Below are 24227 nucleotides of genomic sequence, written 5' to 3'. Positions count from 1 at the left end.
AACGAAACTCATCTCCGTTCCGACCGGAGTGTACGCAGTGATCTCTTGACAAGGAACCCTGCCGAGTTGCCAGAATTCCGCCGGGAATCCGGCACAGTTCACGATCGACAGCGGCCGCCTGCGCTGCATGCCGTCGACCCGCCTTGAGCGGCGGGGGTCACAGGGCCGCGTCGAGCAGGCAGCGGGGAGTCCCGTGCAGTTCGTCGGTGATCACGCGCCCGGCCACGCCGAACACTTCGGCCAGCAGGTCCGGTGTGATCACTTCCCTCGGTCCGCCGTCGGCCCAGACCTGTCCCTTGTGGAGCGCGACGACGCGTTCGGCGAAGCGGGCCGCGTGGTCCAGCTCGTGCAGGACGGTCACGACGGTGAGGCCGCGCGCCTCCCGCAGGGTGCGGACCAGGTCGAGAACCTCCAGCTGGTGGCGGATGTCCAGGTGCGCGGTCGGCTCGTCCAGGAGCAGGATGCCGGTGTTCTGGGCCACGGCGAGCGCCAGGCGTACGCGCTGGCGCTCGCCGCCGGACAGCGTGTCGAGGACGCGGTCGGCAAGATGGGTGACCCCGGCCAGCTCCAGCGCCTCGTCCATGGAGTCCGTCTCCCGGAGCAGTCCCAGCGGCCCCCGGTGCGGGTACCGGCCTTGGCGGACGAGCTGGCGGACGGTCAGCGCGGGGACGGGCGGCAGGCTCTGGTGCAGGACCGCCAGCCGCTGTGCCACCTGCCTGCGCGACAGGGAGGCCAGCTCCGCGCCGCCGAGCAGGATCCGGCCGGACGATGGCTTGAGCAGGCCCGCGATCAGGCGCAGCAGGGTGCTCTTGCCGCATCCGTTGACGCCGACCAGGGCCACGAACTCGCCGGGCTCGATGGTGAGGCCGACCCCGGCCAGGACCGGGCGCGTGCCGTACGAGAAGTGCAGGTCCTGGACCATGACGCTCATTGAGACCTTCCCAGTCTGATGAGGACGGCGGCGCCGGCCAGAGCGGTGATCACGCCGGTCGGGACCCCGAGCCGGTGCGTGCCGTCGAGGGTGCCCGGCGAGCTGGGCGAGGCTGTCCGCTGGCCAGGCTCAGGGGCCAGGTGTACGACGCGGTCGCCAGGATCGCCCCGGCCCGACTGCTGGGCCGCCGCAGCGGGGACCTGTCCGCGGCCGTGCTGTCCGACATCGAGACCCTGGAGTGGCTGTTCGCGCACACCCTGGCACAGCTCATCACGGCGGGCACGGTGCTCGCGGCCGGGAGCGTGGCCGCGGCGATGATCGACCCCCTGCTGCTGACCGTGTCGCTGCCGGTGGCCGCATGCGTGCTCGCCGTGCCGCTGTGGCTGCGCAAGGCCTCGCGGCGGCACGGCGAGGAGTTGCGGGCCGCCACCGCCGAGCTCACCTCCGACGTGGTCGACACCGTCCAGGGCATGCGCGAGCTCACGGCCTTCCGCGCACTGGAACGCCGCAGGGACCTGCTGGCACGCAAGACCCGCCGGCTGGCCCGCGCGCAGGCGGCGAACGCGGCCCGCGGCGGGCTGGAGGCGGCCCTCACCGACCTGCTGCTCGCCGTCGCGGCGGCCGGGACGCTGCTCGTGGTCGCCACGGTGATCCGAACCCCGGCCGACGCCCCGACGGCCATGTTGCTCGCAGCCAGCTCGCTGGGCCCGGCCGCCCAGGTGGCGCTGCTGCTCAAGGAGTACGGCACGCTGCGCGCGGCGGCCGACCGGGTGCACACGCTGGTCACCGCACCCGCCAACGTGCTCCCGCCGCGGGCACCCCGCGAGGTGGCCGCCCGGCCGGACGTGGTCTTCGAGGACGTGCGCTTCCGGTACACCCCGGACGGGCCCGACGTTCTGCGCGGGGTGTCCTTCCGCATCCCGTACGGCACGACCGTCGCCCTGGTCGGCGCCTCGGGCGCGGGCAAGTCCACCTGCGTGTCGCTCCTGCTGCGCCACTGGGACCCGGACGGCGGCCGCATCCTGGTGGGCGGCGTACCGCTGCCGCACATCGCCGGCCTGCACCGGCACGTCACGGTGGTGCCACAGGACGTGCACCTGTTCGCCGGCACGTATCGGGGAGAACGTACGGCTCGGCGCCCCCGACGCCGACGTAGCCGGTGCGCTGCACACCGCCCAGCTCACCATCGACCCGGGCCTCCCCGTGGGGGAGCGAGGCGTCACGCTCTCCGGAGGCCAGCGGGCCAGGGTGGCCGTCGCCCGGGCGCTGGCCACGCTGGCGCCGGTGCTCGTGCTGGACGAGGCGGTGGCCAACCTCGACCCCGACAACGAGGCCCGCCTCACCGAGGCGCTCCGCCAGGCCGCCACGGGACGGGCCACGCTGGTCATCGCCCACCGCCTGTCCACCATCCGGCAAGCCGACCACATCGTGCTGCTGGAGGAGGGCCGGGTCGCCGCCGAAGGCTCCTACGACGAGCTCCGCGAGCGGCTGTCCCCTCTGTTCGCCCGGCAGTCGTGAAGGGCGGCAGGACGCGGTGCTCCGCGGAGCGGGCTCATGGCTTGCGGGCGGGCAGTTGCGCCGGCGTTGGCGGCCGCTCGTGGCCCGGATCGCCCGGGTGGTGCGGCTCCAGGTGGTCGCATCGGACGGGGCGGCGAGAACCGCGATCCGGCGCCGCCGCCGATCACGGGCGCGTTCCCGCTCCGACCAGGGACGTGGCGTCCAGCTCGTCCATCTCCCGCTCGTCGAGGAGATGGACGAAGGCCGTGCGCACCCGTTCGACGGCGGACCCCTCCAGACCGGCGAGCATGCCGCGAAAGCCGCTGCCGAGCGCCACCTGCCAGGCGAGCGCGGCGTCGAGGGGGATGCGCAAGGGGGAGCGGGTCACGGTGACCTGCGTCAGCCCTCGGGCGGCCAGCCAGGCGCCCAACGCCTCCTCGGTGTCGAGCCGGGACGCCGCCTGCTTGCTGGGGGGCGGAGCCGTCGGCGTCTCGCGCACTCGCGCGACCGCCTCGGCGAACAGCCGGCCGAAGCCCTCCATCGCACCCTGCGCCCACGCCGTGACGACCAGCCGTCCGCCGGGCCGGAGCAGGCCGGTCAGGCGGGAGACGGAGGCGTCCATGTCCGGCAGGAAGAAGACGCCGTGGACGCATTGCACCACGTCGTAGCTGTGGCCCTCGACAGGCTCCCAGGTGGTGGCGTCCGCCTGGACGAAGCGCACGTTCCGCAGCCCGTCGAGGGCGGCGCGGCGCCGGCCGTGGGCGAGGAGCTCGCCGGCGAGGTCGATGGCGTCCACGTGCCCCTGCGGTCCGGCCGCCTTCGCAGCCGGGATGGCCGAGGCGCCCGCGCCGCAGCACACGTCCAGGACGCGTTCGCCTGCTCGGACGGCCGCTGCCGTCACCGTCGCCTCGCCGATGCGGTCCCACAGCACGGGTGAGACCTCGGCGTACTGGGTGGCGGCGCTGTCGAAGATGGTGCCGATGCCGGCGGATGTCATGCGGATTCTCCGTCTGGAAGGTTCTGGAGGTGCAGGGTGAGGCCGTCGAGGGTGGGCGCGCCGGTGCCGGCGTACGTCCAGCGCACGTCTTTGAGGTGGATCACGTGCCGGCTCCCCGCAGCGCGCGGCGCGCCGATGGAACCGTAGGAGCGGACATGCGGTCATCCTTCGCTGCAGAAGTCATCCAGATCGCGACAAGTACCGCAGATGATAATCATTGTCGAATCAATGCGTAACCCATCACATCGGCGAGGGCGGGAACGGAGCGCGAGGCAGGGCTCGGCGGATGATCGCGCGCGCACGCCCGCCCGGGACTCGACGGTGACCGCGTGCCGCGGGTCGAAAGCGTGCGCACCGTTCCCGCCCGGCCGTGCGGCGTGGCGGCAAGTTTCCGGACCGGGTCCGCGGCGGGTCAGAGCCTGACCAGCATCTTGCCGATGTTCCCGCCGCGCATCATGTCCAGGAACGCGGCGGGTGCCCGCTCGATGCCCTCGGCCACGGTCAGCTCGGTGTGCAGGGAGCCGTCCGCCAGCCAGCCGGCCGCCTTCGCGATCCATTCGGGGAACAGGTGGAAGTAGGAGTTGATCAGCATGCCGCGCAGGGTGGCGTCCTTGGCGGCCAGGGCGAACAGGTTGCCCGGGCCGGGGACCGGCTCGGTGGCGTTGTAGGAGCTGATCGCGCCGACCATCGCGATCCTGCCGCCGTGGCGCAGGGCGTCGATGGCCGCCACCAGGTGGTCGCCGCCGACGTGGTCGACGTAGACGTCGATGCCGTCGGGGGCGACCTCGGCCAGTTGCCCGGCGACCGAACCGGCACGATAGTCGATCGCGGCGTCGTAGCCGAAGTCCTGCACGAGCTTCTTCGCCTTCAGTGTCCCGCCGGCGGAACCGATCACCCGGGAGGCCCCGAGCTTGCGGGCCAGTTGCCCGGCGATGCTGCCGACCGCCCCGGCCGCTGCCGAGACGAGGACCACGTCGCCCTCCCGTACGGGGGCCACCTGGGTGAGGGCCGCGTAGGCGGTCAGCCCGGTGGTGCCCAGCGCGCCGAGCCACGCCTCGGCGGGGGCCAGGGTGAGGTCGGCGACGGTCACGGCTGCGGCGTCCACCACGGCGTACTCGCGCCAGCCGAGGAAGTGCACGACGGTCGCGCCCACCGGGACGCCGGCTGAGCGCGAGGCCACGACCTCGCCGATCGCCGAGCCGTCCAGGGGCGCGCCGAGCTGGAACGGGGGCAGGTAGGACTCGGCGTCGTGCATCCGCTCGCGCATGTAGGGGTCGACCGACATCCAGGTGTTGCGGACCAGTACCTGGCCCTCGGCCGGCTCGGGCAACGCGGTGGTGACCAGCTCGAAGTGCTCCGCGCCAGGCTCGCCGGAGGGGCGGGCGGCCAGGTGGATCTCACGGTTCACGGTCATGGTGGGCTCCTCGCTCGTGGTGCTCTCTTGCGTCGGCCTCCACTCTGGGCAGGGGCGCGCATGATCGGCTGAGGGTTCGCTGCGGGTACGGTGACCTGGTGCGATTCGGTGTGCTTGGCCCTCTTTCTGTGTGGACCGACGACGGGCGGCCCGTACGGGTGCCCGAGGTGAAGGTCCGGGCACTGCTGGCCGACCTGCTGGCCCACGAGGGACGTCCGGTGTCGGCCGACCGTCTGGCCGAGGACCTGTGGGGGGACGACCCGCCGGGCAACCCCGCCAACACGCTGCAGACCAAGGTGTCCCAGCTGCGCCGCGCCCTGGAGCAGACCGAGCCGGGAGGGCGCGAGCTGGTGGCCTTCCGGACGCGGGGCTATGTCCTGCGCGCCACCGACGTGGACGCCCTCCGGTTCGCCGCGCTGCTCGACCGGGCCCGCGCCGCCACCGACCCGCGGGCGAAGGCCGGGCTGCTGTCGGACGCGCTGGCGCTGTGGCGCGGTCCGGCCTACGCCGACTTCGCCGACGAAGAGTTCGCCCGGAGCGCCGCGGTCCGGCTGGAGGAGCAGCGCCTGACCGCGCTGGAGGAACGGGCAGAGGTACGGCTGGAGCTGGGCGAGCACACCCTGCTGGCCGACGAGCTGGGCGAGCTGGTCGCCGCGCACCCGCTGCGCGAACGCCTGCGCGCCGCCCACCTGCGCGCGCTCTACCGGTCGGGACGGCAGGCGGAGGCGCTGGCCGGGTACGACGAGCTGCGGCACCGGCTCGCCGACGAGCTGGGCCTCGACCCCGGACCCGAGCTGGCCGCCCTCCACCGGGCGATACTGCGCCAGGATCCCTCGCTCGCGCCGCCGCGGCCGCGTACGAACCTGCCCGCCCCCCTGCCCGCCCCCCTGCCCGCCCCCCTGACCGCACTGATCGGCCGCGAGCAGGACGTGGCCGAGGCCGGCGCCCTGCTCGGCTCGGCGCGCCTGGTCACGTTGACGGGTCCGGGCGGCGTCGGCAAGACCAGGCTCGCCCTGGCGGTCGCCGAGCGCGCCGCCGACGCCTTCCCCGATGGGGTGTGGCTGGTGGAGCTGGCGGGCACCTCGGGCGAGACCGCGACCGTGGCCGAGGTGGTGGCCGCCGAGCTGGGCGTCCGCGACGACACGGCGACCGGTTCGCGTCCCGGCGTGCGGCCGGCCGAGCCGGCGCACCGGCTCGCCGACGCCCTGCGCGGCCGGCGGCTGCTGCTCGTGCTGGACAACTGCGAGCACCTGACAGAACCGGTCGCCGAGCTGGTGGACCTGCTGCTGCGGGCCGCCCCTGGCCTGCGGGTGCTGGCCACCAGCCAGCAGTCGCTGGCGATCCCCGGGGAAACGTTGTACGCGGTGCCGCCGCTGGAGCTTCCGGTGCCGGGAGCGGATCCCGCGCGAGCCGGCTCCGTACAGCTGTTCGTGGCCCGTGCCGCGGCCGCCGCGCCCGGGTTCGTGCTGGACGAGGCCAGCGCGCCGTCGGTGGCGGCGATCTGCAGGAGGCTGGACGGCCTGCCGCTGGCGCTGGAACTGGCCGCCGCCCGCGTCCGCGCGCTGGGCGTCCGCGGCGTGGCCGACCGGCTGGACGACCGCTTCCACCTGCTCACCGTCTCGGGCCGGGGACGGCCCGCCCGCCAGCAGACCCTGCGCGCGGTGATCGACTGGAGCTGGGAGCAGCTCACCGAGCAACAGCGGCTGATCCTGCTCCGGCTGGCCGTACACCCGGGCGGCTGCACTCTGGAGGCAGCCGAGGCGGTCTGCGCGGGCCCCGGGCTTGACGTGGCCGATCTGCTGGACCAGCTGGTCGCCCGGTCGATGGTCGAATCCTCCGGCGGGAACCGCTACCGGCTGCTGGAGTCGATCGCCGCCTACTGCCTCGAACGGCTCGCCCCCGGCGATTCCGTCTTCCAGCGCCGCGACCTCTACTACACCGACCTGGCCGAACAGGCCGAGCCGCACCTGCGAGGTGCGGCCCAGCGGCGGTGGCTGGACCGCCTCGACGCCGAGGCGCCCAACCTGCGGGCCACGCTGGAGCACACCACCGACCCCGCACTGGCATCGCGCCTGGTCATCGCCCTGGGCTGGTACTGGTACCTGCGCGGCAGACACCGTGAGGGCCACGCCTCGTTCGCCGCGGCGCTGGCGCTGCCCGGAGCGGAGCGCCCGGTGACGGCGGCGTGGGAGGCCGGGTTCGCGATGCTGACCGGCGACGGCACCGACCTGCTGGAGCGCAGCCGTACCGCGGCGCGGGCGCTGGGCTCCGGCGACGCCCGCGCGCGCTGGTTCCTCGCGCTCGCGCATCTGAGCTTCGGGGACGCCGCCACCGCGGAGGGACTGCTGACGGAGGCGCTGGCCGGGTTCCGCGCCGCCGGCGACCGCTGGGGTGAGGCGGCGGCGCTGGCCGGGCGGGCCAAGCAGGCGATGTTCCGGGGAGAGCACGCCCTCGCCGAGCGGTCCGGCGCCCAGAGCCTGGCCATCTTCGACGATCTGGGCGACGGATGGGGACGGCTGCAGGCCTCCGACATGCTCGGCTACCTCGCCGAGATCACCGGCGGCTACGAACGCGCCGCCCACCTGCACCGGGAGGGCCTGCGCGTCGCCGAGGACCTGCGGCTGTGGACCGACGCCTCCTACCGGCTGTCCAGCCTGGGGCGACTCGCCCTGCTGGCCGGGGACCTGGACCGCTCCCGGGACCTGCACGAGCGCGGCCTGCGCCTGGCCGCCGAGCAGTCCGACCGCTTCGCCGAGGAGTTCGCCCGGGTCGGCCTCGGCCTCGTCGCCCGCCGCGCGGGCGACCTCGACACCGCACACCGGCTCTTCCAACAGTCGCTGGCCTGGAACCGCCGCCTGGAAGCCGACTACGGCGTGCCCTTCTACGGGGTGACGCTGCTGCTGGCCGAGCTCGGCTTCATCGCCGAACAGCGCGGCGACCCCGCCACCGCCAGGTCACTGCACCAGGAGGGGCTCGCGGCGGCCCGCGAGCTCGGCGATCCGCGCGCCATCGCCCTGGCCCGGGAAGGGCTGGCCGGGGCGGCGGCGGCCGAGGGCGCCCACGAGGAGGCCGCGGCCCTGCTGAGCGAGGCGGCCGCGCTCAGGGAGTCGGTCGGCGCGCCCCTGCCACCCGCGGAACGCGGCGACGTCGACCGGATCGCGGCCGCCGTCCGCGCTGGGCTGGGTGAGGAGGGGCCCGTGCGCTGACCCCCAGCCGATCGTGCGCGCGCAGCGTCAGGGTCGTACCCGTCGCCCACTGATGCAGGAGTAACGATGCGCGCCCTGACCTTCAACCCGGACCTCTCCTTCGACGTCGTGCCCGACCCGGTGCCCACGCCCTCCCAGGCGCTGATCCAGGTGGCGGCCTTCTCCCTCAACTTCGGCGAGATCGCCTACGCCGGCGCGGACGCCCGGCCCGGCCACGTCCCGGGATGGGACGCCGCCGGAGTGGTCGTCCAGCCTGCCGCCGACGGCACGGGACCGGCCGCCGGCACCCGCGTGGTCACCTTCGGCTGGTCGGGAGCGTGGGCGGAGCTGCGCGCCGTGGACACCGCCGACCTGGCCGTCGTTCCCGACGCCGTCGACCTGGGTCCGGCCGGCGCCCTGCCGGTCGCCGGGGTCACGGCGCTGCAGGCCCTGCGCCGGCTCGGCCCGGTGGCGGGCCGGCGCGTCCTGGTCACCGGGGCGTCCGGCGGCGTCGGCCGCTTCGCCGTACAGCTCGCCGCCCGCGCGGGCGCGCAGGTCGTCGCCTCGGCCGGCAGCCCCGCCCGCGCGCGGGGCCTGCGTGAGCTCGGCGCCGCGGAGATCGTGTTCGGCCCGGAGAACCTGGAGGGCCGCGTGTACGGCGTGCTGGACAACGTGGGCGGGCGGCAGCTCGCGCAGGCGTTCTACCGGCTGGAGGACGACGGCGTGGCCATGGCCGTCGGACGGGCGGCCCGCGAGGCCACGGTCATCGACTTCGAGCTGGCGGGCACCCGATCGGCGCGGGGGCGGATCGAGAACTTCAACGTGACCACGCCGTTCGGCGCCGACCTCGCCCACCTGGTCGGGCTGCTGGCGGCCGGCGAGCTGGACGCGCAGGTCGGCTGGCGCGGGCCGTGGGACAGGGTGACGGAGGCCGCCGATGCCCTGCTCGCCCGCCGCGTCGCCGGAAAGGCGGTCCTCGACGTATGACCCGCCGAGCCGTGCTGAGCCTGCTCGGCCCGCGCTCCGGACGGTGGAAGAGCCAGGTCCCGGTGGCCTGAGGAGGCCGCCGGAGGTGTGCGGTGGACATTGTGGCGTGGAGGCTCCCGCGCGTCGGGTTCGCCGTCCGCCGGCCCTGGACATATCGAATATCGTTATTTACGATTATCGTTATGTCTGCGAGATGGCTCACCCGACTCCAAACCCTCCTGTCCCTCTTCCTGGTCCTGGCCTGCCTGGGCGCCCTGGCCCTGTTGCTCTCCACCGTCCTGATCGCTTTCGCTGGCAACGCCAACGGCATCGGCGTTCCGCTGCGAGTGTTCGACATGCCGATCGCGGGTATGGCGGCTCCGGATGCCGTGATCGAGAGCGCTACCGCTGACGTGACCGTCCGCCACCAGGGTCCCGCGCCGCTCGTCGGCCTGCTCTACCTGCTTCTGTGGGCGCCGGGCGTCGTGACCACTCTGCTCGCCCTGTTCACCGTCGTCCGCGCGCTGGGCCGGGCCAGATCGGGAGACAGGGCGCTGTTCTCGGCCGTCACTGCCGCTCACCTGCGCCGCCTCGGCTGGATCCTGATCATCGGCTCGCTCGCCACAGGCCTGCTCGGCATGGTGGCCGAGCCGATCCTGGCCTCGATGCTGCTGGACAAGAGCCACCCGTTCTACCCCCCGCCGGGGGAGGTGCTGGCCGGAGTGGTGACGGGAGTCGCGATGCTGGCCGTGTCGGAGATCGTACGGCGTGGCCTGGTGCTGCTCGAAGAGGTCGAGGCCACCATCTGATGGCCGACCCGACCATCCGCGTACGGCTGGACGACCTGCTCAAAGAGCGCCGCATGACGCTCACCGAGCTGTCGAACCGGGTCCAGATCACCGTCGTCAACCTGTCGATCCTGAAGAACGGCCACGCCAAGGCGATCCGCTTCTCCACGCTCATGCGCCTGTGCGATGCCCTCGACTGCCAACCGGGCGATCTCCTCCGCTACGACCGGTGACACCCCCGTGTCGCGCCCTTACGGCGATCCCGGCACGACGACTCCCTCTTCCTCGACGGCTGGCGGGGCCTGTGGGAGACCGACGGCGAGAACGAGGGGGACAGAGGCGACGCGATCCACGCGCGGTGGCCGGTGTCGGCGGAGGTGGGTGAGGTCGGCGGCGGCCGGCGCCACCCCCTCCGCACGGGTTCGTGCTGTGTGCGTGCTCGGCGCCGGCTACACGGCCCGGAAGTACCACAGCTGCTGACCGGCGTACTGGTCGCAGGTCCACTGCTGGATGTTGGCGCCGTTGTGGGTCCAGCCGTTGTCCACGTCGAGGCATTTGCTGCTGTGTCTGTTCTCCAGGTGATAGAAGGTGTTCCACCAGGCGTCGGTGTAGGCGTACTTCCAGCGCCACATCTGCTGCGGGACATTCCCGCAGGCCCACTGCTTGACGTTCGCGCCGTCGTGGGTGTACGCGTTGTCGACGTCCAGGCATTTTTCGCTGTGCTGGGCGCGGATGAAGAACCACTCGCTGCCGGGCGTCACCCGGAGGTACTGCCACCGTTGCTGGGGCACGTTGGCGCAGGCCCACTGCTTGACGTTGGCGCCGTCGTGGGTGTAGCCGTTGTCGACGTCCACGCATGTTTCCGGCGCGGGGAAACGTCGGCGGATCTCGAAGAGGTAGGACCAGGTATCCGCTGCCTGCGCACTCCTCGCCACCGCGCCGACGGCCGGCGGCGCGGGCCACCACACGGGCACGGCGAGAGACAGGACCACGAGCACGGCGAGCAGCGCTCGGCGGCCGCTCCATCGATGATTCACGTCATTGTGCATGACACGTTCCCTCCGGCGTCCTTCTTGTCCCTTGAAGGCTGGACCTCGGGATCACGGCAGGCATGAGTAGATCCCTACTCAAGTTGGCGACACGTACGGCGTCGTCACTCGCTGGGACCTCGTCCTGGCGAGTGACGACGCCGCTAGCGGCGCGACTCGGGGATCGAGTGGAGCGGGGGTTCGGTCATGAGCGTCGCCAGGCCTGCCCGGGCGAAGTCCAATACGCGGTCCACCAGGGGAAGCAACTCCTCGGTGGCGGTGTCGCGGTGATGGGCCTCATGGGTCATGTACAGCTCGCGCAGGCCGCCCACCACGGTGTACGCGGTCAGGCGCGGGGCCAGCGCGCCGGGCGGTAGGCCCAGGTCCTTGCCGATGGCGGCGGCGATCAGGCGTTCCAGTTCGTAGTAGCTCGCGCGGGCGCGGCCGCGGAGGTCCTCGTCCTCGGCTATCAGGGTGGCGCGCTTGGTGCGCAGGGACCACGTCTCACCCGGCTGGCGGCCCTGCTGGGCGTCGCGTTCGTCGAGGGCGCGCATCGTGTCGCGCATCCACTCGCCGACGGCATCGAGGGCGGTGCCGGGCCGGCTGCCGAGGTGGGCGGTCAGCGTCTCCGGGGCGAACGGGTCGTCGGCGAACAGCAGGTCTTCCTTGGTGGGGAAGTGCAGCGTGACGGTCCGCGTCGCGACGTCGGCGTGTTCGGCGATCGCCGCGATGGTCGTGTTGCGATAGCCGTGCGACGTGAACAGCTCCAGTGCCGCGGTCTGGATCCGTTCGCGGGTCTGCCGCTTCTTCCTGTCTCGCCTGCCCTCCATGCGGCAAGAATAGCATAAGAGGAATTAATGCATTCCATGCTACTGTTGCAATGGATGGCATCGATTGTGGAGAGGTGAAGAGGATGTCCAAGACGTGGTTCATCACCGGCACGTCGAAGGGGTTCGGCCGCGAGTGGGCGGAGGCCGCCCTCGAGCGGGGCGACCGGGTCGCCGCCACCGCACGTGACCTCGACCACCTGCGCCCCCTCACCGAGAAGTACGGCGACGCCGTGCTGCCCCTGCGGCTCGACATCACCGACCGCGCGGCCGTGTTCGCCGCCGTGCGACAGGCGTCCGAGCACTTCGGCACGCTGGACGTGGTGATCAACAACGCCGGCTACGGCCATTTCGGCATGGTCGAGGAGCTGACCGAGAGCGAGATCCGCGCCGAGATGGAGACCAACTTCTTCGGCACACTTTGGGTGACGCAGGCGGTCCTGCCCGTGCTGCGCGCGCAAGGTCACGGCCGGATCATCCAGGTCACCAGCGAGGGCGGCGTCCGGGCGTACCCCGGTATCGGCGCCTACCACGCCTCGAAGTGGGCCGTGGAAGGGCTGTCGGAATCGCTGCGCAAGGAGGTCGCGCACTTCGGCATCGACGTGATCTGCCTGGAGCCCGGCCCGTACTCGACCGACTTCGGCGGCGGCAGCATCCGCACCAGTGCCGAGCACCCCGACTACGCCGAGGTCCGCACGGCCACCGATATCGTGTGGGAGCTGGGCGACCCGAAGGCGACGCGCGGTCCGATCCTGGAGTTGGCCGACACCGACGACCCGCCGGCGCGGATCTTCTTCGGCAGGTCGTTCGAGCCGGTGGCGGCCGAGTACGAGGAGCGGCTTGCCACGTGGCAGAAGTGGCAGCCGGTCGCGCTGGCCGCGTTCCGTTGATCGCGCACGGTTCTCACTGACCTTTGTGTCTCCGGGGCGGGACGGGCAGCGGTGGCCCGCCCCGCCGGTCCCCGGTATCGCGCCAGGCGCGGACAGGAGGCCGGCCGGCGTGGCGAAGTAGTCGCCGTGCTCCAGGTCGTCGAGCCGTGCCGGGTGGGTGGGCGACCAGACGGGCTGAATCTGGGTGCAAGAGCCGGAGACCGGGGGCGGATCGAGGCCCGAGTGATCGTCTCCGCGATGCTTTTCAGGGTGACGCCGCCCTTCGGCTACGCCGTTGGGAGTCGCGGGGGTCTCAGCGGAGGCACCCGCGCGTCAGGTGCCGTTCGGGCGCGGCCGGGCGCGTACATGAGCGCGTTCGCCCTGAGGTCCGAACAGGATGAGCAGCTCGACCGGCGTGGGCCCGGCGTTGCCCATCCAGTGCGGGACATGCGTGTCGAACTCGGCCACCTCGCCTGGCCCCAGGGTCAGGTCCTGGTCGCCGAGCACGAGCCGTAGCCGGCCGTTGAGCACGTACAGCCACTCGTAGCCTTCGTGGCGCTGTGGATCGGGGTCGGCGGGGCCTGCCGCCCCAGGAATGATCAGTTTGTACGCCTGGGTGCCGGGAGTTCGAGGTTCGGCCGCCGCTCGCCGCTCTCCAGGCGCGACAGGGTGCTCTGCGAGATGCCCGCGCGGGCCCATGACCGACAGCGCGGCGTCGAGATCGTCGTCCACAGTGGCCATCCATGCTGACTCGGCAACGAGGCAAGAAGCCGGAAACGGCTCTGATGTCCGGCGACGGCGTCAACCGGCCACGCGTGCGCTCGCATTCCCGCAGGGCGTCTCTTGCCGAATCGGCAAATTTTCGTGTGTCCGCGTCCTGGGGTGACGCAGACTCCCAGCCGTGCGACGCCGGCCAGGCGCCGAGCACAGCCGGGCGCCGACCACATGTCCGCGCCCGCCGCGGCCAGAGTCCGCCACAGTCAGAAAGGACGCTCACGGTGAGCACCCAACCCCTCCAGAGCTCCGGGCACGATCCGGGGCGCGACCGCGTCACCCCGCCGGATCAGCGGCCGGCGGCGAGCGGCGACCAGGCGCCCTCCACACAGCGGCTGCGCTACCCGGCGGTCATCGTGCTGTGCCTCACCCAGCTCATCCTGGTGATCGACAGCAGCGTGGTGAACGTCGCGCTGCCGCAGATCCGCCACGCGCTGGGCTTCTCCGCGACCGGCCTGTCCTGGGTGGTCACCTCCTACGCCCTGGTCTTCGGCGGTCTGGTCCTGCTCAGCGGCAAGGTGGGGTCGATCATCGGGCCGCGCCGCGCCCTGCTGATCGGCGTGTCCGTCTTCACCGTCGCCTCGGCGCTGGGCGGTGCGGCCACGACGCCGGCGATGCTCATCGCCGCCCGCGTCCTGCAGGGCCTGGGAGCGGCACTGGCCGCGCCGGGCACCCTCGTGCTGCTGATGTCGATCACCAGGCCCGGTCCCCAGCGCGCCCGGGCGATGAGCGTGTTCGTGCTGTCCATCGGCATCGGCGCCGGGCTCGGCCTGGTGCTCGGCGGGCTGCTGACCACCTCCCTCGGCTGGGAATGGGTGATGTTCGTCAACGTCCCCATCGGCCTGGTCGTCCTGGTCGGGGTACGCCTGCTGGTGCCGGAGGCGCCCCGCGCGCCGGCCCGTCTCGACGTCGGCGGGGCCGTCGCGTCCACGACCGGCATGACCGCCCTGGTCTACGGCCTCATCAACGCCGAGTCGCACGGCTGGACCGGCGCGCCGGTCCTGGTCCCGTTCGCGCTGGCGATCGCCGGGCTGCTCGCCCTGGTCCTCATCGAGCGGCGCCACGCCGCCCCGGTCGTGCCGCTGGAGTTCTTCACACGGATGCGCAGCGCGGCCCCGCTGCTCGCCATGATGCTGATTCCGGCAGGTCAGGTCGGTTTCCTCTACTTCGCCGCGCTGTTCACCCAGAACGCGCTGGGCTTCACCCCGCTGCAGACGGGATTGTCCGTCCTGCCCTTCAGCGCCGCGCTGCTCGTCACGAACCTGCTGACCGGCCGCCTGGTGCCGCGGTACGGAGAGCGGATCGTCGGCTCCCTCGGGATGTCCGCCCTGCTCGCGGGGTTGGTGTGGATGTCGCGGATCGACGCCGCCGACACCTTCGCCGGCGGCCTGCTCGGGCCGTTCGTCCTGCTCGGCCTCGGCGCGGGGCTGACCGTCGCGCCGCTCACCGCCGTCATCATGCACCAGGCGCCGCCGGCCCGTCTCGGCGCCGCCTCCAGCCTCAATCAGGCCATGCAGCAGCTCGGCGGCGCGCTCGGCCTGGCCGTGATGACCACCGTCTACGGCGCCGCCGCGGCCGGAGCCGGCGAAGCGGGGGCGATCGCGACCGCACTCACCGCCGGGGTCGTCTTCCCCCTGCTCGCCCTGACCCTCTTCGCCACCTGGGCCCGCCCCACCACGACCCCGCACTGACCGCAACGACACGAGGAACCGGAGAACCACCATGAGCGACGCACCCGTTCCCACCAGCCGGCAGGAGTTCACGCGCGCCTGGCAGGAGTGGAGGGCCGGATGGGAGCGATGGCTCACCCGGCCCCTGGGCCGGCTGGCCGCCACCTCGCACGAATGGCTCGACGACACGCCCCGGAACCATCCCGGGCTGCCCGGCCTGTGGTGGCAGCACGGGGACGCGATCCATGTCGACCCCCAGGGCGTCCCGATGGCCTTCGACGGCGAGACCTTCACCACCGAACGCCGGTTCACCCTCGCCGACGCCCCGGACGACGTCCGCGTCACCGTCGGAGAGCTCGAGGTGGGCATCACCTACCGCGGCACGTACCTGATCGTGACCTACGACCCGAGCTCACCGGCCCGGCACGACTTCGACGGCGTGCCCGTCCACGAGCCCAGCCAGAGGTGGGTACTCCCTGGCCGCCTCGAACGGTTCGACACGCCGACGTCCATCACGCTCGACTCCGTGGGCTGGGGCACGCACACCCACGACACGCCGGGCCTGGTCCGCTTCGAGCACGCGGGCACCGAGCACACCCTCCAGGTGCTCAGCTCGCACGGAATGCTGCTCACCGTCTTCACCGACGCCACCAGCGACTTCAACCGCGCCGTCAACCTGCCGTGCGCGTTCAGCGAGCACTTCCCCATCTGCCCGCTACCGCCATCGAGCAACCGGCTGCCCTTCGCGATCGAGGCCGGAGAGAAGACACCCCACTGACGCGGACCGGCGCGGCACCACCTGCACCGGATCGGCCATGCGGACGAGACCGCCGAGCCGGCCGGCGGCCACTAGGTCGCCGAGCCCCGGCCGGGTGCCTGCTATCACCGAACGCTTCGAGCAAGGCGGCTTCAAGCAGAGCGGGTACGGCCGTCGCTCTCCGGCACTCCCGCGCCCGGCGGTCCGGCCTGCGCGCCATGGAGCACGAAGTCGGCCACCCGCTCGAGGAAGTCGTCGTCCAGCGGGTGGCCGAGCATGAGCCAGTGGAAGTAGAGCGGCCCGGAGACCATCTCCAGTAGGAAGCCCGGGTCGGTGCCGGCGGGTAGTTCGCCGCGTTCGACGGCGCGCTCGAAGACGACTCCCGAGACCTTGAACCGGGCCGGCCAGAACCTGTCGAGGAGTTCGTACAAGTCGGCATTCGCGGCAGTGCGCGGGCCGGCTTCGCGCTGCAGCGCGACGACCCAGGGGACGTTGAGGCCGAGCCGGATCTCGTTGAGCAGCTCGATGAGATCCCCGCGCAGGCTGCCGGTGTCGGCGGGCGGCACCAACTGGCCGCGGCGCTCGATGAGGGCTGTGGACACCAGGCCGACCTTGTTGCCCCAGCGGCGGTAGATCGTCGTCTTGTTGACACCGGCGCGCTCGGCCACCGCATCGACGCGCAGCGCGGCGTAGCCGACCTCGCTCAACTCCGCGATGGTGGCATCGATGACGGCTTCGCGCACGCGCGCCGTCCGGCCGCCCGGCCGAACCGTCGCGGCGTCGGCGTGCAGATGCTGAACGTCTTGCGGCGGTTCTCCTGCCATACGGCCAGGCTAGAGCGACGCCAATCCTAGAGGCAACTTTTGGATGCGTTAAGCCAGGGATTAAGACAACAGTCGGTTGTGTTAAGGGAGCGCCGAATCTAGAGTCCTAAATGCAACAACCCGTTGTATCAACCGCCGATCGGGCCTTGATCGCCGCAGCTTTGATCCGGCGGCCTTCGGCGACGCCTTGCGGGGGAGACGTCCTGCCGCCTCGAGCCGCGTTGGCTGAAGGGCTCCGTGTCAGCCGAGCGGGGTGATGACGCCGGCCAGCTCGCCGGGCATGGACAGGAACGGCGAGTGGGAGGCGTCGAGCGCGACGACGGAGGTCGGGTTGTCGGGAAAGGCCGCGTCGGCCTCGGAGATGAACTTCGCCTGCACGCCGGGCCGGATCGCCATGTCCCGCGTGCAGGTGAGGTACGTGCGCCGCACCGATCCCCAGCCGTCGTGGGTCAGGGTGGTGGTGCCCAGCATGATGTCGATCGGACCGTCGGGCGTCAGCAGGCCGGTGGCGGCGTCGGCGAGGACCGGGTCCACGTCACCGTAGAACGCCTCGTAGAGCCCCTGCCGGTAGGCCGCGTCGTCCGTGGCCAAGTCGAGCCGCAGCGCGCCTGTCCGGGCCGGGTCGCCCTGTAACAACGGCGCGACCTGGTCGTCGGCGGCCTCCGGCAGCCGGGTGTACGCGGCGGCCGGCACGTCGGATGCCGGCATGTACGCGGACAGGTACACCGCGTGCGCCACCAGTTCGGGCGTCCGCTGGGCCACCCGGGTCAGTACGGGCCCGGCCGCGCTGTGGGCGACCACCGTGACCGGCTCGCCACCGCCGATCCGCTTGACCTGCGAAGTCAGCAGCTCGGCCGCATCGTCGAGGCTCACGTCCGCCACGGGCGAGACCTCTGTGCGGACCGCCTCACGGTTGTACGGCTGTCCGGTGAACCACCGAGGACGGCGGGCGTACAGCCCGTGCCCCGCCATGTCCACCGCGACGGCCGGACGCCCGGCGGCCACCACATGGGGGACGACTTCACTCCAGCACCAGGAGCCGTGCCAGAAACCGTGAACGAACACCAGAGTGGAGGTGGCGGACATGAATGCTCCCTTTTGGATCGTGCGCACTTCGCGGATGACGGCGTGGGGGCGGGGATTGAGGCGGGCACGGACCAGCCGGTCGTCACGGACTCCAAGCTGGCCGGCGCGCGCGGCCCACAGGCGAACTCAAGATCGCAGCGGCGCCTGCCCGACCCAGGCCCGTGGGTGAATCCGACGTCCGTGGCCGCTGCTGCCGTTGTCGATCACAGGACCATCATCAGTGGTTTCACAGCGCTCAGCCAGGTCCTGCCTCTACCTGGCCGGCGGTCCCCGCGTCGCGTACGCACGGGCGAACACCTCGTCAGATGCCCAGCGTCGCGAGGTGACGGGAAGGCCGGTGACGTCGCCAGGCGACGGCCAGGAAGGCGATCAGCCCGAGGACGGGCAGGGTGCAGAGGGCCCAGCTCAGCGCCAGCGGCGGGCCGGGCTGATCGAGGACCGTGACGTTGTCGAGGGTGCCTGTTCCCTGTCCCTGGAGGCCGTCGATGGTGAAGGTGAAGCTCCACTTTCCGGCCGCGGACAGTGACTGGATGTCCAGGCCCCAAACATCCCGTTTGCGCGGATGGCGAGACAGCGGGGCCGCCCCGCGCCCACCTCCCTCCATGCCGGGGCCGGTCATGCCGAGCGTGCCGGATTTGCCGGTCAGCCCCCCGTCGGGGGCGAAGGTGAAGTCGAGCGACTGCATGGCGCGCAGCGGCCACGTGGAGAAGCCCACGGTCAGGTGGTACGGGCCGGCCTGCACCCGCTCGGTGTGCACGACCTCGACCGGCGCGTACGCCTGCTCGGGCCCCGCCGGCGCGTGGGCCCGGGCGGACGGGGCCGAGACCGGGATCACGACTCCCATGACGCACGCGGCGAGGAGCAGGTTGCGGACGCGGTGCTTCGGCGCGGAGCGCGTGGCGCGGGCCTGTCGCGGACGGGGCGGTAGGTACGTACGGACGTGCATCAGGTCAGCGGCCTTCCTGGTCGGCGGCGGGGGTGTTGAGGCGCAGCAGTACGGCGAAGCGGGCGGCGAGATAGCCGGCCAGGGCACCGAGCGCCAGCCCGAGGACCACGTCGATCAGCACCGTGGTCGCCGATGTGGTGGCCTGGCCCATCGGCCCTCTCCCCATCCCTCCGCGCAGCATCGACGTCTGCACGAGCATGGACAGGCTCACCACCACGCCCCCGGCGGCGCCGACGAGCTGCGGCAGCCGGCGGGCCGACCAGCCCCGCCCGCGCCCCAGCCGGAGCAGCCCCTCCATCACCAGGGCCGCGGCGAGCATGAACATCGGTATGCCGGCCGGGAGCACGGGCGCCATCTCCCTGAGGTTGTCCCGCAGAGGCAGCCCGACGTAGTCCGCGTAGACCCTCGCGGCCCACGGCGAGAACCACCAGAGAAACAGCTGCATGGCGCCGAGGACGACCGCGATGGACAGAGCCACCCGCCGGTGCCGCAAGGTGATCGCTCCCATGAGCACGAAGCAGACGGCGAAGAAGACGGTGCCCGCGAGCCTGGGGTCGATGGGAAGGGGCATTCTCTGGAACGCGTACGTGGTGATCGGGGCGAACGTCATCAGCACGGGGATGCTGACGATGAGCCCGATCCGCCCCCAGCGCCGCGCGCGGGCGGCGGCGAAGACGATGACGCTGCCGACCATGGTCAGGCTGATGGAGATGAACAGGGCGACGTGGGGCGGGGAGTCCTGTACGGCGTCGAAGCCGTACAGGGAGTGCCACCACAGGTCGAGCAGGCCGTAGAGCAGGAACAGCGCGCCCCCGGTCCCGGCGACGAGGTATCCCAGGGGCGCGGTGAACGTGCCGCCGAGAACCCGGACCGGACTGCCGCCGGCGGCGGGGTCGGCGGGGCGCCCGGCCCGTTGGGCGAAGGTGGCGCGGAGCACCATCACCAGGCCGGCGATGCCGGCGATGGCGCTGCCGGAGTACAGGAGCAGATGGGGCAGGGTGAAGAAGGTGTCCGGGCCGACCTCGATGTGCCACTGCACGTCCCAGCTGAGGCCGACCGTCGACAGCAGCGTTCCGGCCAGCACGGTGTACGCGCCGGCCACGGCGGCGGGCAGCCGGTCGGACGGGGCGGGCCCGCCTGGTCCGGCCGGCGCGGGTGCGGGAACAGGATCCATCGGAGATGCCTTTCTCGGAACGGGTGTGCGCGATCAGGGGGAGACCGTGAGCGGGAAGACGAGCCGCTCGTGACGGCCGTCGCCGTCCACGGCGACCAGGAACTCCCACCGGCCGGCCATCATCAGCGGAAGGCCGGCCACGTGGTAGCTGTCGCCGGAGACGCGTACGGCGGGGAGGCCGGGTACCGCGTGGCCCGCGGTGGGCAGCACCGCGGAGACCGTGACGACCGGTGGTGACCGGACGGTCGCCTCGCGCGGTACGAGGCGGACATGGACGGGGGTGACTCCGGTGACGGGCGCGGAGACCGTCAGGGTCACCACGTCGTGGGCGGTGCCGCCGGTGAGGGTCACCGCGCCCTGCGGGGCGGAGTCGGACGCGGGCCGCGTCCCGCCTGACCACGGCGCCCACAGGGCATGGACCGACAGCGCGGTGAGCATGATCGCCGCCACGACCACCGCGGCTACCAGGGATCGCCGACCGGACGGGCTCATGGTGTCCTGTCCTCCGTGCCGGTGACGTGGAGCAGGTAGGGAACGGTCAGGATGGTGTTGTCGCGCTCGGCCTGGATCCAGATCCGGTAGTGGCCGGCGGCCGGGAAGGTGTAGACGAAGGCGACGTCGGGGCCGTAGGCGGCGACGGTCTCATCCACGGTGCTGTCGCCGTTGAGGGAGGTCAGCCCGCTCATCGAGTGTGTCTCCGCGGAGGGGGCGGAGGACGATGCCGGCGACGAGTGCGTCCCCACGTGCGGCGTCTCCTGCGTGCCGCTCATGTCGTGAGCGCTGTCCGGCAGCGCGCCCATGGAGTGGGAGTGGGCCCACAGCTGGGCGTTCTGCGTCGCCGCCCCCACCGCTGCCGTGGGTGAGAGCGGACCGGCGACGATCAGGTGGCCGAGCATGCCGAGCCAGGGCTGCAGGGTCGCCGTGTCTCCCACGCGGGCGGTCAGGACGGTGGCCTTGCCCGCCACCAGCGACGACGCGGACAGCCGTACCTCGACCCCGGCCACGGTCCGCGAACCGGTCCCCGCCCGCGCCGGAGCGTCGCCGGCCGTGGTCCGCGCGCCGGAGCCGGACACCGCGTCGATGCCGGTGGCGGAGCGCAGCTGCTGGACGCCGCCGCCCCGGCGGGCGAACTCGGCGGAGACCGCGTAGTGGCCTGCCTCGGGCAGTGACAAGGGGACCTCGAATTCGCCGGGTCCGGTCCGTACGGGGTGCAGGTGCCACAGCTGTCCCGAGGGGCCGATGGCCAGCAGGTGCATCAGCGCGCCGTCGTGGACGACGACGTCGTCCAGGGGCAGGCCGGTGGCGGCGTCCGACAGGGTCAGCCGCAGCTCGGCGACCTCGCCCGCGCGGTTCGTGGAGGACGACAGCAGCAGCGTGGCGGGCGGGCGCGAGTAGTCGCTGGTCTGCTGCCCGACGGAGGCGTAGGGATCGTTGACGCTGTCGATCGTGGCGGCCACCTGGCCGCCCTGAGACGGCGGCAGCGGCAGCTGGGACGACAGCAGCGCGCCGGTGACCGCGACGGCCAGGCAGGCGACCAGCCCGCCGCCCGGCACCAGCGTCCACCAGCCGCGCCGCGCCCGTACGGCGACCAGGACAGCGACGAGGATGAGCCCCCCGGCGCCGGAGAAGCCCAGGTAGGCCGCGGTCTCCGCGGGCGAGGCGGTCTGCTTCGGCACGATGAACGGAATCGTCGCGGCCCGCCGCCCGTCGCTGAGCGACAGCTCCCACGGGCCGGCCTGGGTGACGTCCAGCACCGCGGAGTAGGTCCCCGGCCGGCTCCCCAGCGTGACCACGGCGGTGTCGACGACCGTGCCGGACGCCGAGGCCGCCGACGCGGAGGAGGACACCCCCGTGGGTACCGCCGCCAGGTCGAGGGCGCCGGCGGGCGTGCCCGCGTGGGTGAACACGTCCACGTGCAGCGGTCCGGGCACCCCGGTGATCCGGCGCAGGATGACGGTCAGCTCCCGGTCGCCGAGCGTCTGGGCGACCTGCACGTCGCCGCCGCCGGTGGAGTCCGCCCCGGCCCGTGGGCTCATGGCGAGCGTCAGGGCCACGGCGGTCAGCACGACGGCGAGCGCGGCACCGAGGCGGCGCCGCATCGGCCGGGCAGGCTCCCCGGGCCGGACAACCAGGACAGGTGGGAGATGAGGAGCCGTGCGCGGGAACCCGGCGTAATCCCTCGTACGAGCGGCGGAGTCGTTCATCGTGCGGGCAGCCTAGGGAGGCCGCCCGCCGCTGTCGTCACGGCGCCAGGGGAGGCGGGTCCCCCGGGCGGGGGACTCGGCCACCGCCGCCGACCAGGCATCATGGGAGCTCGTGAACGAGGAAGGGATGCCGGTGCCCGACAGGGAGGGACGTGACGGGCCTGGTGCCGGGTCCGTCCGCATCCGCGACGTCAATGGGCCTCTGACCCGTCAGGCGATCGGGATCGCCGCGGTCACCTTGGTGGTGGACGCCCTCACCTTCGCCCACTCCACCGGTTCCCCCGCGTTTCCGGCGGGATGGCGCTGGGCCATGCTGGCGGCGATCGTCGTGGTGGACGCCGGCCTGGCCAGCGCGCCGCGGCTGTCGGGAGTGGTGGCCGTCGCTCAGGCGACGGTCCAGGTGGCGGGCACGTTGTTGCGCCCCGAAGCCGCTCTGCCGCCCTCGCTGAACAGCGCGGGCATGCTCATCTCCGCCTACCGGGCGGGTGCCTGGCTGGACCGGTGGCCGGCGGTGGTGGCCCTGCTCTGCCTGACCGCGGGGACCCTCGCGAGACCGATCCTCAGCGGGGCGGACTTCGCACAGGAGCTCCTCCTGCTCGCCCCCATGGCCAGCGCGTTGCTGCCCTGGCTCGTCGGCCGGTACACCACCGCCCGACGCGCGTACATCGCCGAGCTGGAACAACGCTCCGAGCGGGAGAAGGCGGAGGCGCGGCAGGCCCTGGCCGCGGCCATCGCGGAGGAGCGCGCCGGCATCGCCCGCGACCTGCACGACGTGATCTCCCACCACGTGAGCGCCATCGGCGTCCACGCCGGGGTGGCCCGGTTGCGGGCCGCGGCGGCGCCGGGCGCTCCCGACCTGGCGGAGTCGCTGACCGCCGTGGAGACCTCCAGCCGGGCGGCGATGCTCGACCTGCGACGGCTGCTGGACGTCCTGCACGGCCACCCGTCGGGGGAGGACAGCCAGCCCGGGCTGGACAACCTCCCCGAACTCCTCGACACCCTCCGCGCCGTCGGCCTGCGGGCGCGGGTGACCGTCCACGGCGCACCGTCCCCGCTGCCGGAGTCGCTGGACATCGCCGTGTACCGGGTGGTGCAGGAGATGCTCGCCAACGCCCTGCGGCACGGCGCCGGCGGTGTCGCGGAGGTCGAGCTGCGCCACGACCCCTCCAGCCTCACCGTGACCACCTCCAACCTCCTCGGCACGCGGGCGCGCTCCCGGCCGGACTCGCCGCACCGGGGGCTGCAGGGGATCCGCAGCCGTACCGCCGTGTTCGCGGGCCACACCAGCTACGGACCCGCACCCGACGGCAGGACCTGGACCACCACCGCGACGTTCCCCCTGAGCCCCTCATGACCTTGCGCGTCCTGATCGCCGACGACCATGCCATGTTCCGCTCCGGTCTGCGCGCCGTCCTGGGCACCCAGCCCGACCTCACCTGCGTGGGCGAGGCGTCGGACGGCCGGGCCGCTGTGACCGACGTGCTCCGGCTGCGTCCCGACGTCGCGATCATCGACATCCGCATGCCGCGGCTCGACGGCCTGCGCGCCACGGAGGAGATCCTCGCAGACCCGGCCAACGCCACCAAGGTCATCCTGCTGACCACCTACGACCACGACACGTACGTCCACCGCGCCCTTCGGGCAGGAGCCAGCGGCTTCCTGCTGAAGAGCCTCCCGCCGGAGGAGCTGATCGCGGCCGTCCGGGTGGCCGCCCGCGGCGACGCCCTCATCGACCCCTCGGTGACCCGCCGCCTCAGCGCCCGTCTGGCCGACGGCATCGCCCCGCCTCCCGCTTCGGCCGACCTGGACCTTCTCACCACGCGGGAACGCGAGGTACTGCTGCTGCTCGCCGGGGCGTACAGCAACGCCGAGATCGCCGGCCGTCTCGGGATCGGCGACGAGACCGTCAAGACGCACGTGTCGCGCATCCTGACCAAGCTGAACCTGCGGGACCGGGTGCACGCGGTCGCCTACGCCCACCTCAATGGCCTCGTCGGCCAGGCCCCCGCTCATCCCGATCCCGGAGAGGACCAGGGCGGGCGGGTCAGGCGCCGCCGAGAGGCAACCCGCCGCGAGCCTTGATCTTGTACGGGACGCCGACCGTGACCCAAGCCGTCTCGTCGATCCAGCGCTCGTATACCAGCCGTATTCCCTGAACAGACCGACGGCCGCCTGTGGTTCGGCAGGGACAACTCGAGGGCGATTGCCGGCTTCAACCGGTAGCCCGGCGAGGGGCCCGCCGGATCAAAAGGTCACGAGCGGACGGGCCGCACGCAAGGCCCGTTGACCG

Annotated in this window: 20 protein-coding genes and 2 pseudogenes; 10 read left to right on the top strand and 12 right to left on the bottom strand. The window is 72.6% G+C overall.

The window, feature by feature from the left end; translation table 11 throughout:
* Positions 1-157 precede the first annotated feature (157 nt).
* Positions 158-931: an ABC transporter ATP-binding protein gene (locus tag ACBJ59_RS30060; protein ID WP_375113569.1), complete on the bottom strand. Its 774-nt coding sequence runs from the start codon at positions 929-931 to the stop codon at positions 158-160.
* A gap of 74 nt (positions 932-1005) precedes the next feature.
* Here ACBJ59_RS30060 and ACBJ59_RS30055 point away from each other — a divergent pair.
* Positions 1006-2449: pseudogene (locus ACBJ59_RS30055) on the top strand (ABC transporter ATP-binding protein).
* Between the two features lie 163 nt (positions 2450-2612).
* Here ACBJ59_RS30055 and ACBJ59_RS30050 read toward each other — a convergent pair.
* Positions 2613-3425, bottom strand: a complete 813-nt coding sequence (locus ACBJ59_RS30050; protein ID WP_375113568.1) for a class I SAM-dependent methyltransferase — start codon at positions 3423-3425, stop codon at positions 2613-2615.
* Between the two features lie 412 nt (positions 3426-3837).
* A complete protein-coding gene (locus tag ACBJ59_RS30045; RefSeq protein WP_375113567.1) occupies positions 3838-4839 on the bottom strand; it encodes an NADP-dependent oxidoreductase in 1002 nt (333 codons plus the stop codon).
* A 128-nt stretch (positions 4840-4967) separates the two neighbouring features.
* Between ACBJ59_RS30045 and ACBJ59_RS30040 the strand changes: the two genes are divergently transcribed.
* The 4 genes from ACBJ59_RS30040 to ACBJ59_RS30025 all read left to right on the top strand — a co-directional run bounded on the left by ACBJ59_RS30040 (position 4968) and on the right by ACBJ59_RS30025 (position 10011).
* Positions 4968-8045, top strand: a complete 3078-nt coding sequence (locus tag ACBJ59_RS30040; protein ID WP_375113566.1) for a BTAD domain-containing putative transcriptional regulator — start codon at positions 4968-4970, stop codon at positions 8043-8045.
* Positions 8046-8111: 66 nt separating this feature from the next.
* Positions 8112-9011, top strand: coding sequence for a zinc-binding dehydrogenase (locus tag ACBJ59_RS30035; RefSeq protein ID WP_375113565.1), 900 nt, complete (start codon positions 8112-8114; stop codon positions 9009-9011).
* Between the two features lie 182 nt (positions 9012-9193).
* A complete protein-coding gene (locus ACBJ59_RS30030; protein WP_375113564.1) occupies positions 9194-9799 on the top strand; it encodes a DUF2975 domain-containing protein in 606 nt (201 codons plus the stop codon).
* Positions 9799-10011, top strand: coding sequence for a helix-turn-helix transcriptional regulator (locus tag ACBJ59_RS30025; RefSeq protein WP_364117273.1), 213 nt, complete (start codon positions 9799-9801; stop codon positions 10009-10011). Before ACBJ59_RS30030 ends, ACBJ59_RS30025 begins: the two co-directional genes overlap by 1 nt.
* Before the next feature lie 216 nt (positions 10012-10227).
* Here ACBJ59_RS30025 and ACBJ59_RS30020 read toward each other — a convergent pair whose 3' ends face one another.
* Both ACBJ59_RS30020 and ACBJ59_RS30015 read right to left on the bottom strand, forming a co-directional pair.
* Positions 10228-10827, bottom strand: coding sequence for an RICIN domain-containing protein (locus ACBJ59_RS30020; RefSeq protein WP_375113563.1), 600 nt, complete (start codon positions 10825-10827; stop codon positions 10228-10230).
* A 143-nt stretch (positions 10828-10970) separates the two neighbouring features.
* The gene (locus ACBJ59_RS30015) at positions 10971-11636 is read right to left on the bottom strand and encodes a TetR/AcrR family transcriptional regulator (RefSeq protein ID WP_375113562.1); all 666 of its coding nucleotides are present in this window, start codon (positions 11634-11636) and stop codon (positions 10971-10973) included.
* An 83-nt stretch (positions 11637-11719) separates the two neighbouring features.
* Here ACBJ59_RS30015 and ACBJ59_RS30010 point away from each other — a divergent pair, with 83 nt between their 5' ends.
* Positions 11720-12523, top strand: coding sequence for an SDR family NAD(P)-dependent oxidoreductase (locus ACBJ59_RS30010; protein ID WP_375113561.1), 804 nt, complete (start codon positions 11720-11722; stop codon positions 12521-12523).
* A gap of 312 nt (positions 12524-12835) precedes the next feature.
* On the opposite strand, the pseudogene ACBJ59_RS30005 reads toward ACBJ59_RS30010, so the two are convergent.
* Positions 12836-13197 (bottom strand): annotated as a pseudogene (locus ACBJ59_RS30005) (helix-turn-helix domain-containing protein); the annotation flags it as partial.
* Positions 13198-13500: 303 nt separating this feature from the next.
* Here ACBJ59_RS30005 and ACBJ59_RS30000 point away from each other — a divergent pair.
* Both ACBJ59_RS30000 and ACBJ59_RS29995 read left to right on the top strand, forming a co-directional pair.
* Complete coding sequence (locus ACBJ59_RS30000) at positions 13501-14967, top strand: MFS transporter (protein ID WP_375113560.1); 1467 nt, start codon at positions 13501-13503, stop codon at positions 14965-14967.
* 31 nt (positions 14968-14998) lie between these two features.
* A complete protein-coding gene (locus tag ACBJ59_RS29995; protein ID WP_375113559.1) occupies positions 14999-15724 on the top strand; it encodes a DUF1684 domain-containing protein in 726 nt (241 codons plus the stop codon).
* 131 nt (positions 15725-15855) lie between these two features.
* On the opposite strand, the gene ACBJ59_RS29990 is transcribed toward ACBJ59_RS29995, so the two are convergent.
* From ACBJ59_RS29990 to ACBJ59_RS29965, 6 genes are all read right to left on the bottom strand, one after another.
* Complete coding sequence (locus ACBJ59_RS29990; protein WP_375113558.1) at positions 15856-16527, bottom strand: TetR/AcrR family transcriptional regulator; 672 nt, start codon at positions 16525-16527, stop codon at positions 15856-15858.
* A 240-nt stretch (positions 16528-16767) separates the two neighbouring features.
* Positions 16768-17613: an alpha/beta fold hydrolase gene (locus ACBJ59_RS29985; RefSeq protein ID WP_375113557.1), complete on the bottom strand. Its 846-nt coding sequence runs from the start codon at positions 17611-17613 to the stop codon at positions 16768-16770.
* A 301-nt stretch (positions 17614-17914) separates the two neighbouring features.
* A complete protein-coding gene (locus tag ACBJ59_RS29980; protein WP_375113556.1) occupies positions 17915-18559 on the bottom strand; it encodes a hypothetical protein in 645 nt (214 codons plus the stop codon).
* Positions 18560-18563: 4 nt separating this feature from the next.
* The gene (locus ACBJ59_RS29975; RefSeq protein WP_375113555.1) at positions 18564-19733 is read right to left on the bottom strand and encodes a hypothetical protein; all 1170 of its coding nucleotides are present in this window, start codon (positions 19731-19733) and stop codon (positions 18564-18566) included.
* 33 nt (positions 19734-19766) lie between these two features.
* Positions 19767-20225 (bottom strand): hypothetical protein, encoded by a 459-nt coding sequence (locus tag ACBJ59_RS29970; RefSeq protein ID WP_375113554.1) that lies wholly within the window; start codon positions 20223-20225, stop codon positions 19767-19769.
* Positions 20222-21832: a hypothetical protein gene (locus tag ACBJ59_RS29965; protein ID WP_375113553.1), complete on the bottom strand. Its 1611-nt coding sequence runs from the start codon at positions 21830-21832 to the stop codon at positions 20222-20224. The genes ACBJ59_RS29970 and ACBJ59_RS29965 overlap by 4 nt, the downstream gene beginning before the upstream one ends.
* Positions 21833-22049: 217 nt before the next feature.
* Here ACBJ59_RS29965 and ACBJ59_RS29960 point away from each other — a divergent pair, with 217 nt between their 5' ends.
* Complete coding sequence (locus ACBJ59_RS29960) at positions 22050-23291, top strand: sensor histidine kinase (RefSeq protein WP_375113552.1); 1242 nt, start codon at positions 22050-22052, stop codon at positions 23289-23291.
* Positions 23288-24019 carry a response regulator gene (locus ACBJ59_RS29955; protein WP_375113551.1) on the top strand — a complete coding sequence of 244 codons (732 nt, stop codon included), beginning with the start codon at positions 23288-23290 and terminating at the stop codon, positions 24017-24019. The genes ACBJ59_RS29960 and ACBJ59_RS29955 overlap by 4 nt, the downstream gene beginning before the upstream one ends.
* Positions 24020-24227 lie beyond the last annotated feature (208 nt).

The organism is Nonomuraea sp. MTCD27 (genome assembly GCF_041950495.1).
Classification (GTDB): Bacteria; Actinomycetota; Actinomycetes; order Streptosporangiales; family Streptosporangiaceae; genus Nonomuraea.
This window is presented reverse-complemented; position numbering and strand designations above follow the sequence as displayed.

Bases quoted from the DNA above. Each gene is read 5' to 3' on its own strand.
- ACBJ59_RS30060 (WP_375113569.1), bottom strand. From the start codon at position 931: ATGAGCGTCATGGTCCAGGACCTGCACTTCTCGTACGGCACGCGCCCG.
- ACBJ59_RS30050 (WP_375113568.1), bottom strand. From the start codon at position 3,425: ATGACATCCGCCGGCATCGGCACCATCTTCGACAGCGCCGCCACCCAG.
- ACBJ59_RS30045 (WP_375113567.1), bottom strand. From the start codon at position 4,839: ATGACCGTGAACCGTGAGATCCACCTGGCCGCCCGCCCCTCCGGCGAG.
- ACBJ59_RS30035 (WP_375113565.1), top strand. From the start codon at position 8,112: ATGCGCGCCCTGACCTTCAACCCGGACCTCTCCTTCGACGTCGTGCCC.
- ACBJ59_RS30030 (WP_375113564.1), top strand. From the start codon at position 9,194: ATGTCTGCGAGATGGCTCACCCGACTCCAAACCCTCCTGTCCCTCTTC.
- ACBJ59_RS30025 (WP_364117273.1), top strand. From the start codon at position 9,799: ATGGCCGACCCGACCATCCGCGTACGGCTGGACGACCTGCTCAAAGAG.
- ACBJ59_RS30020 (WP_375113563.1), bottom strand. From the start codon at position 10,827: ATGCACAATGACGTGAATCATCGATGGAGCGGCCGCCGAGCGCTGCTC.
- ACBJ59_RS30015 (WP_375113562.1), bottom strand. From the start codon at position 11,636: ATGGAGGGCAGGCGAGACAGGAAGAAGCGGCAGACCCGCGAACGGATC.
- ACBJ59_RS30010 (WP_375113561.1), top strand. From the start codon at position 11,720: ATGTCCAAGACGTGGTTCATCACCGGCACGTCGAAGGGGTTCGGCCGC.
- ACBJ59_RS29995 (WP_375113559.1), top strand. From the start codon at position 14,999: ATGAGCGACGCACCCGTTCCCACCAGCCGGCAGGAGTTCACGCGCGCC.
- ACBJ59_RS29990 (WP_375113558.1), bottom strand. From the start codon at position 16,527: ATGGCAGGAGAACCGCCGCAAGACGTTCAGCATCTGCACGCCGACGCC.
- ACBJ59_RS29985 (WP_375113557.1), bottom strand. From the start codon at position 17,613: ATGTCCGCCACCTCCACTCTGGTGTTCGTTCACGGTTTCTGGCACGGC.
- ACBJ59_RS29980 (WP_375113556.1), bottom strand. From the start codon at position 18,559: ATGCACGTCCGTACGTACCTACCGCCCCGTCCGCGACAGGCCCGCGCC.
- ACBJ59_RS29975 (WP_375113555.1), bottom strand. From the start codon at position 19,733: ATGGATCCTGTTCCCGCACCCGCGCCGGCCGGACCAGGCGGGCCCGCC.
- ACBJ59_RS29970 (WP_375113554.1), bottom strand. From the start codon at position 20,225: ATGAGCCCGTCCGGTCGGCGATCCCTGGTAGCCGCGGTGGTCGTGGCG.
- ACBJ59_RS29965 (WP_375113553.1), bottom strand. From the start codon at position 21,832: ATGCGGCGCCGCCTCGGTGCCGCGCTCGCCGTCGTGCTGACCGCCGTG.
- ACBJ59_RS29955 (WP_375113551.1), top strand. From the start codon at position 23,288: ATGACCTTGCGCGTCCTGATCGCCGACGACCATGCCATGTTCCGCTCC.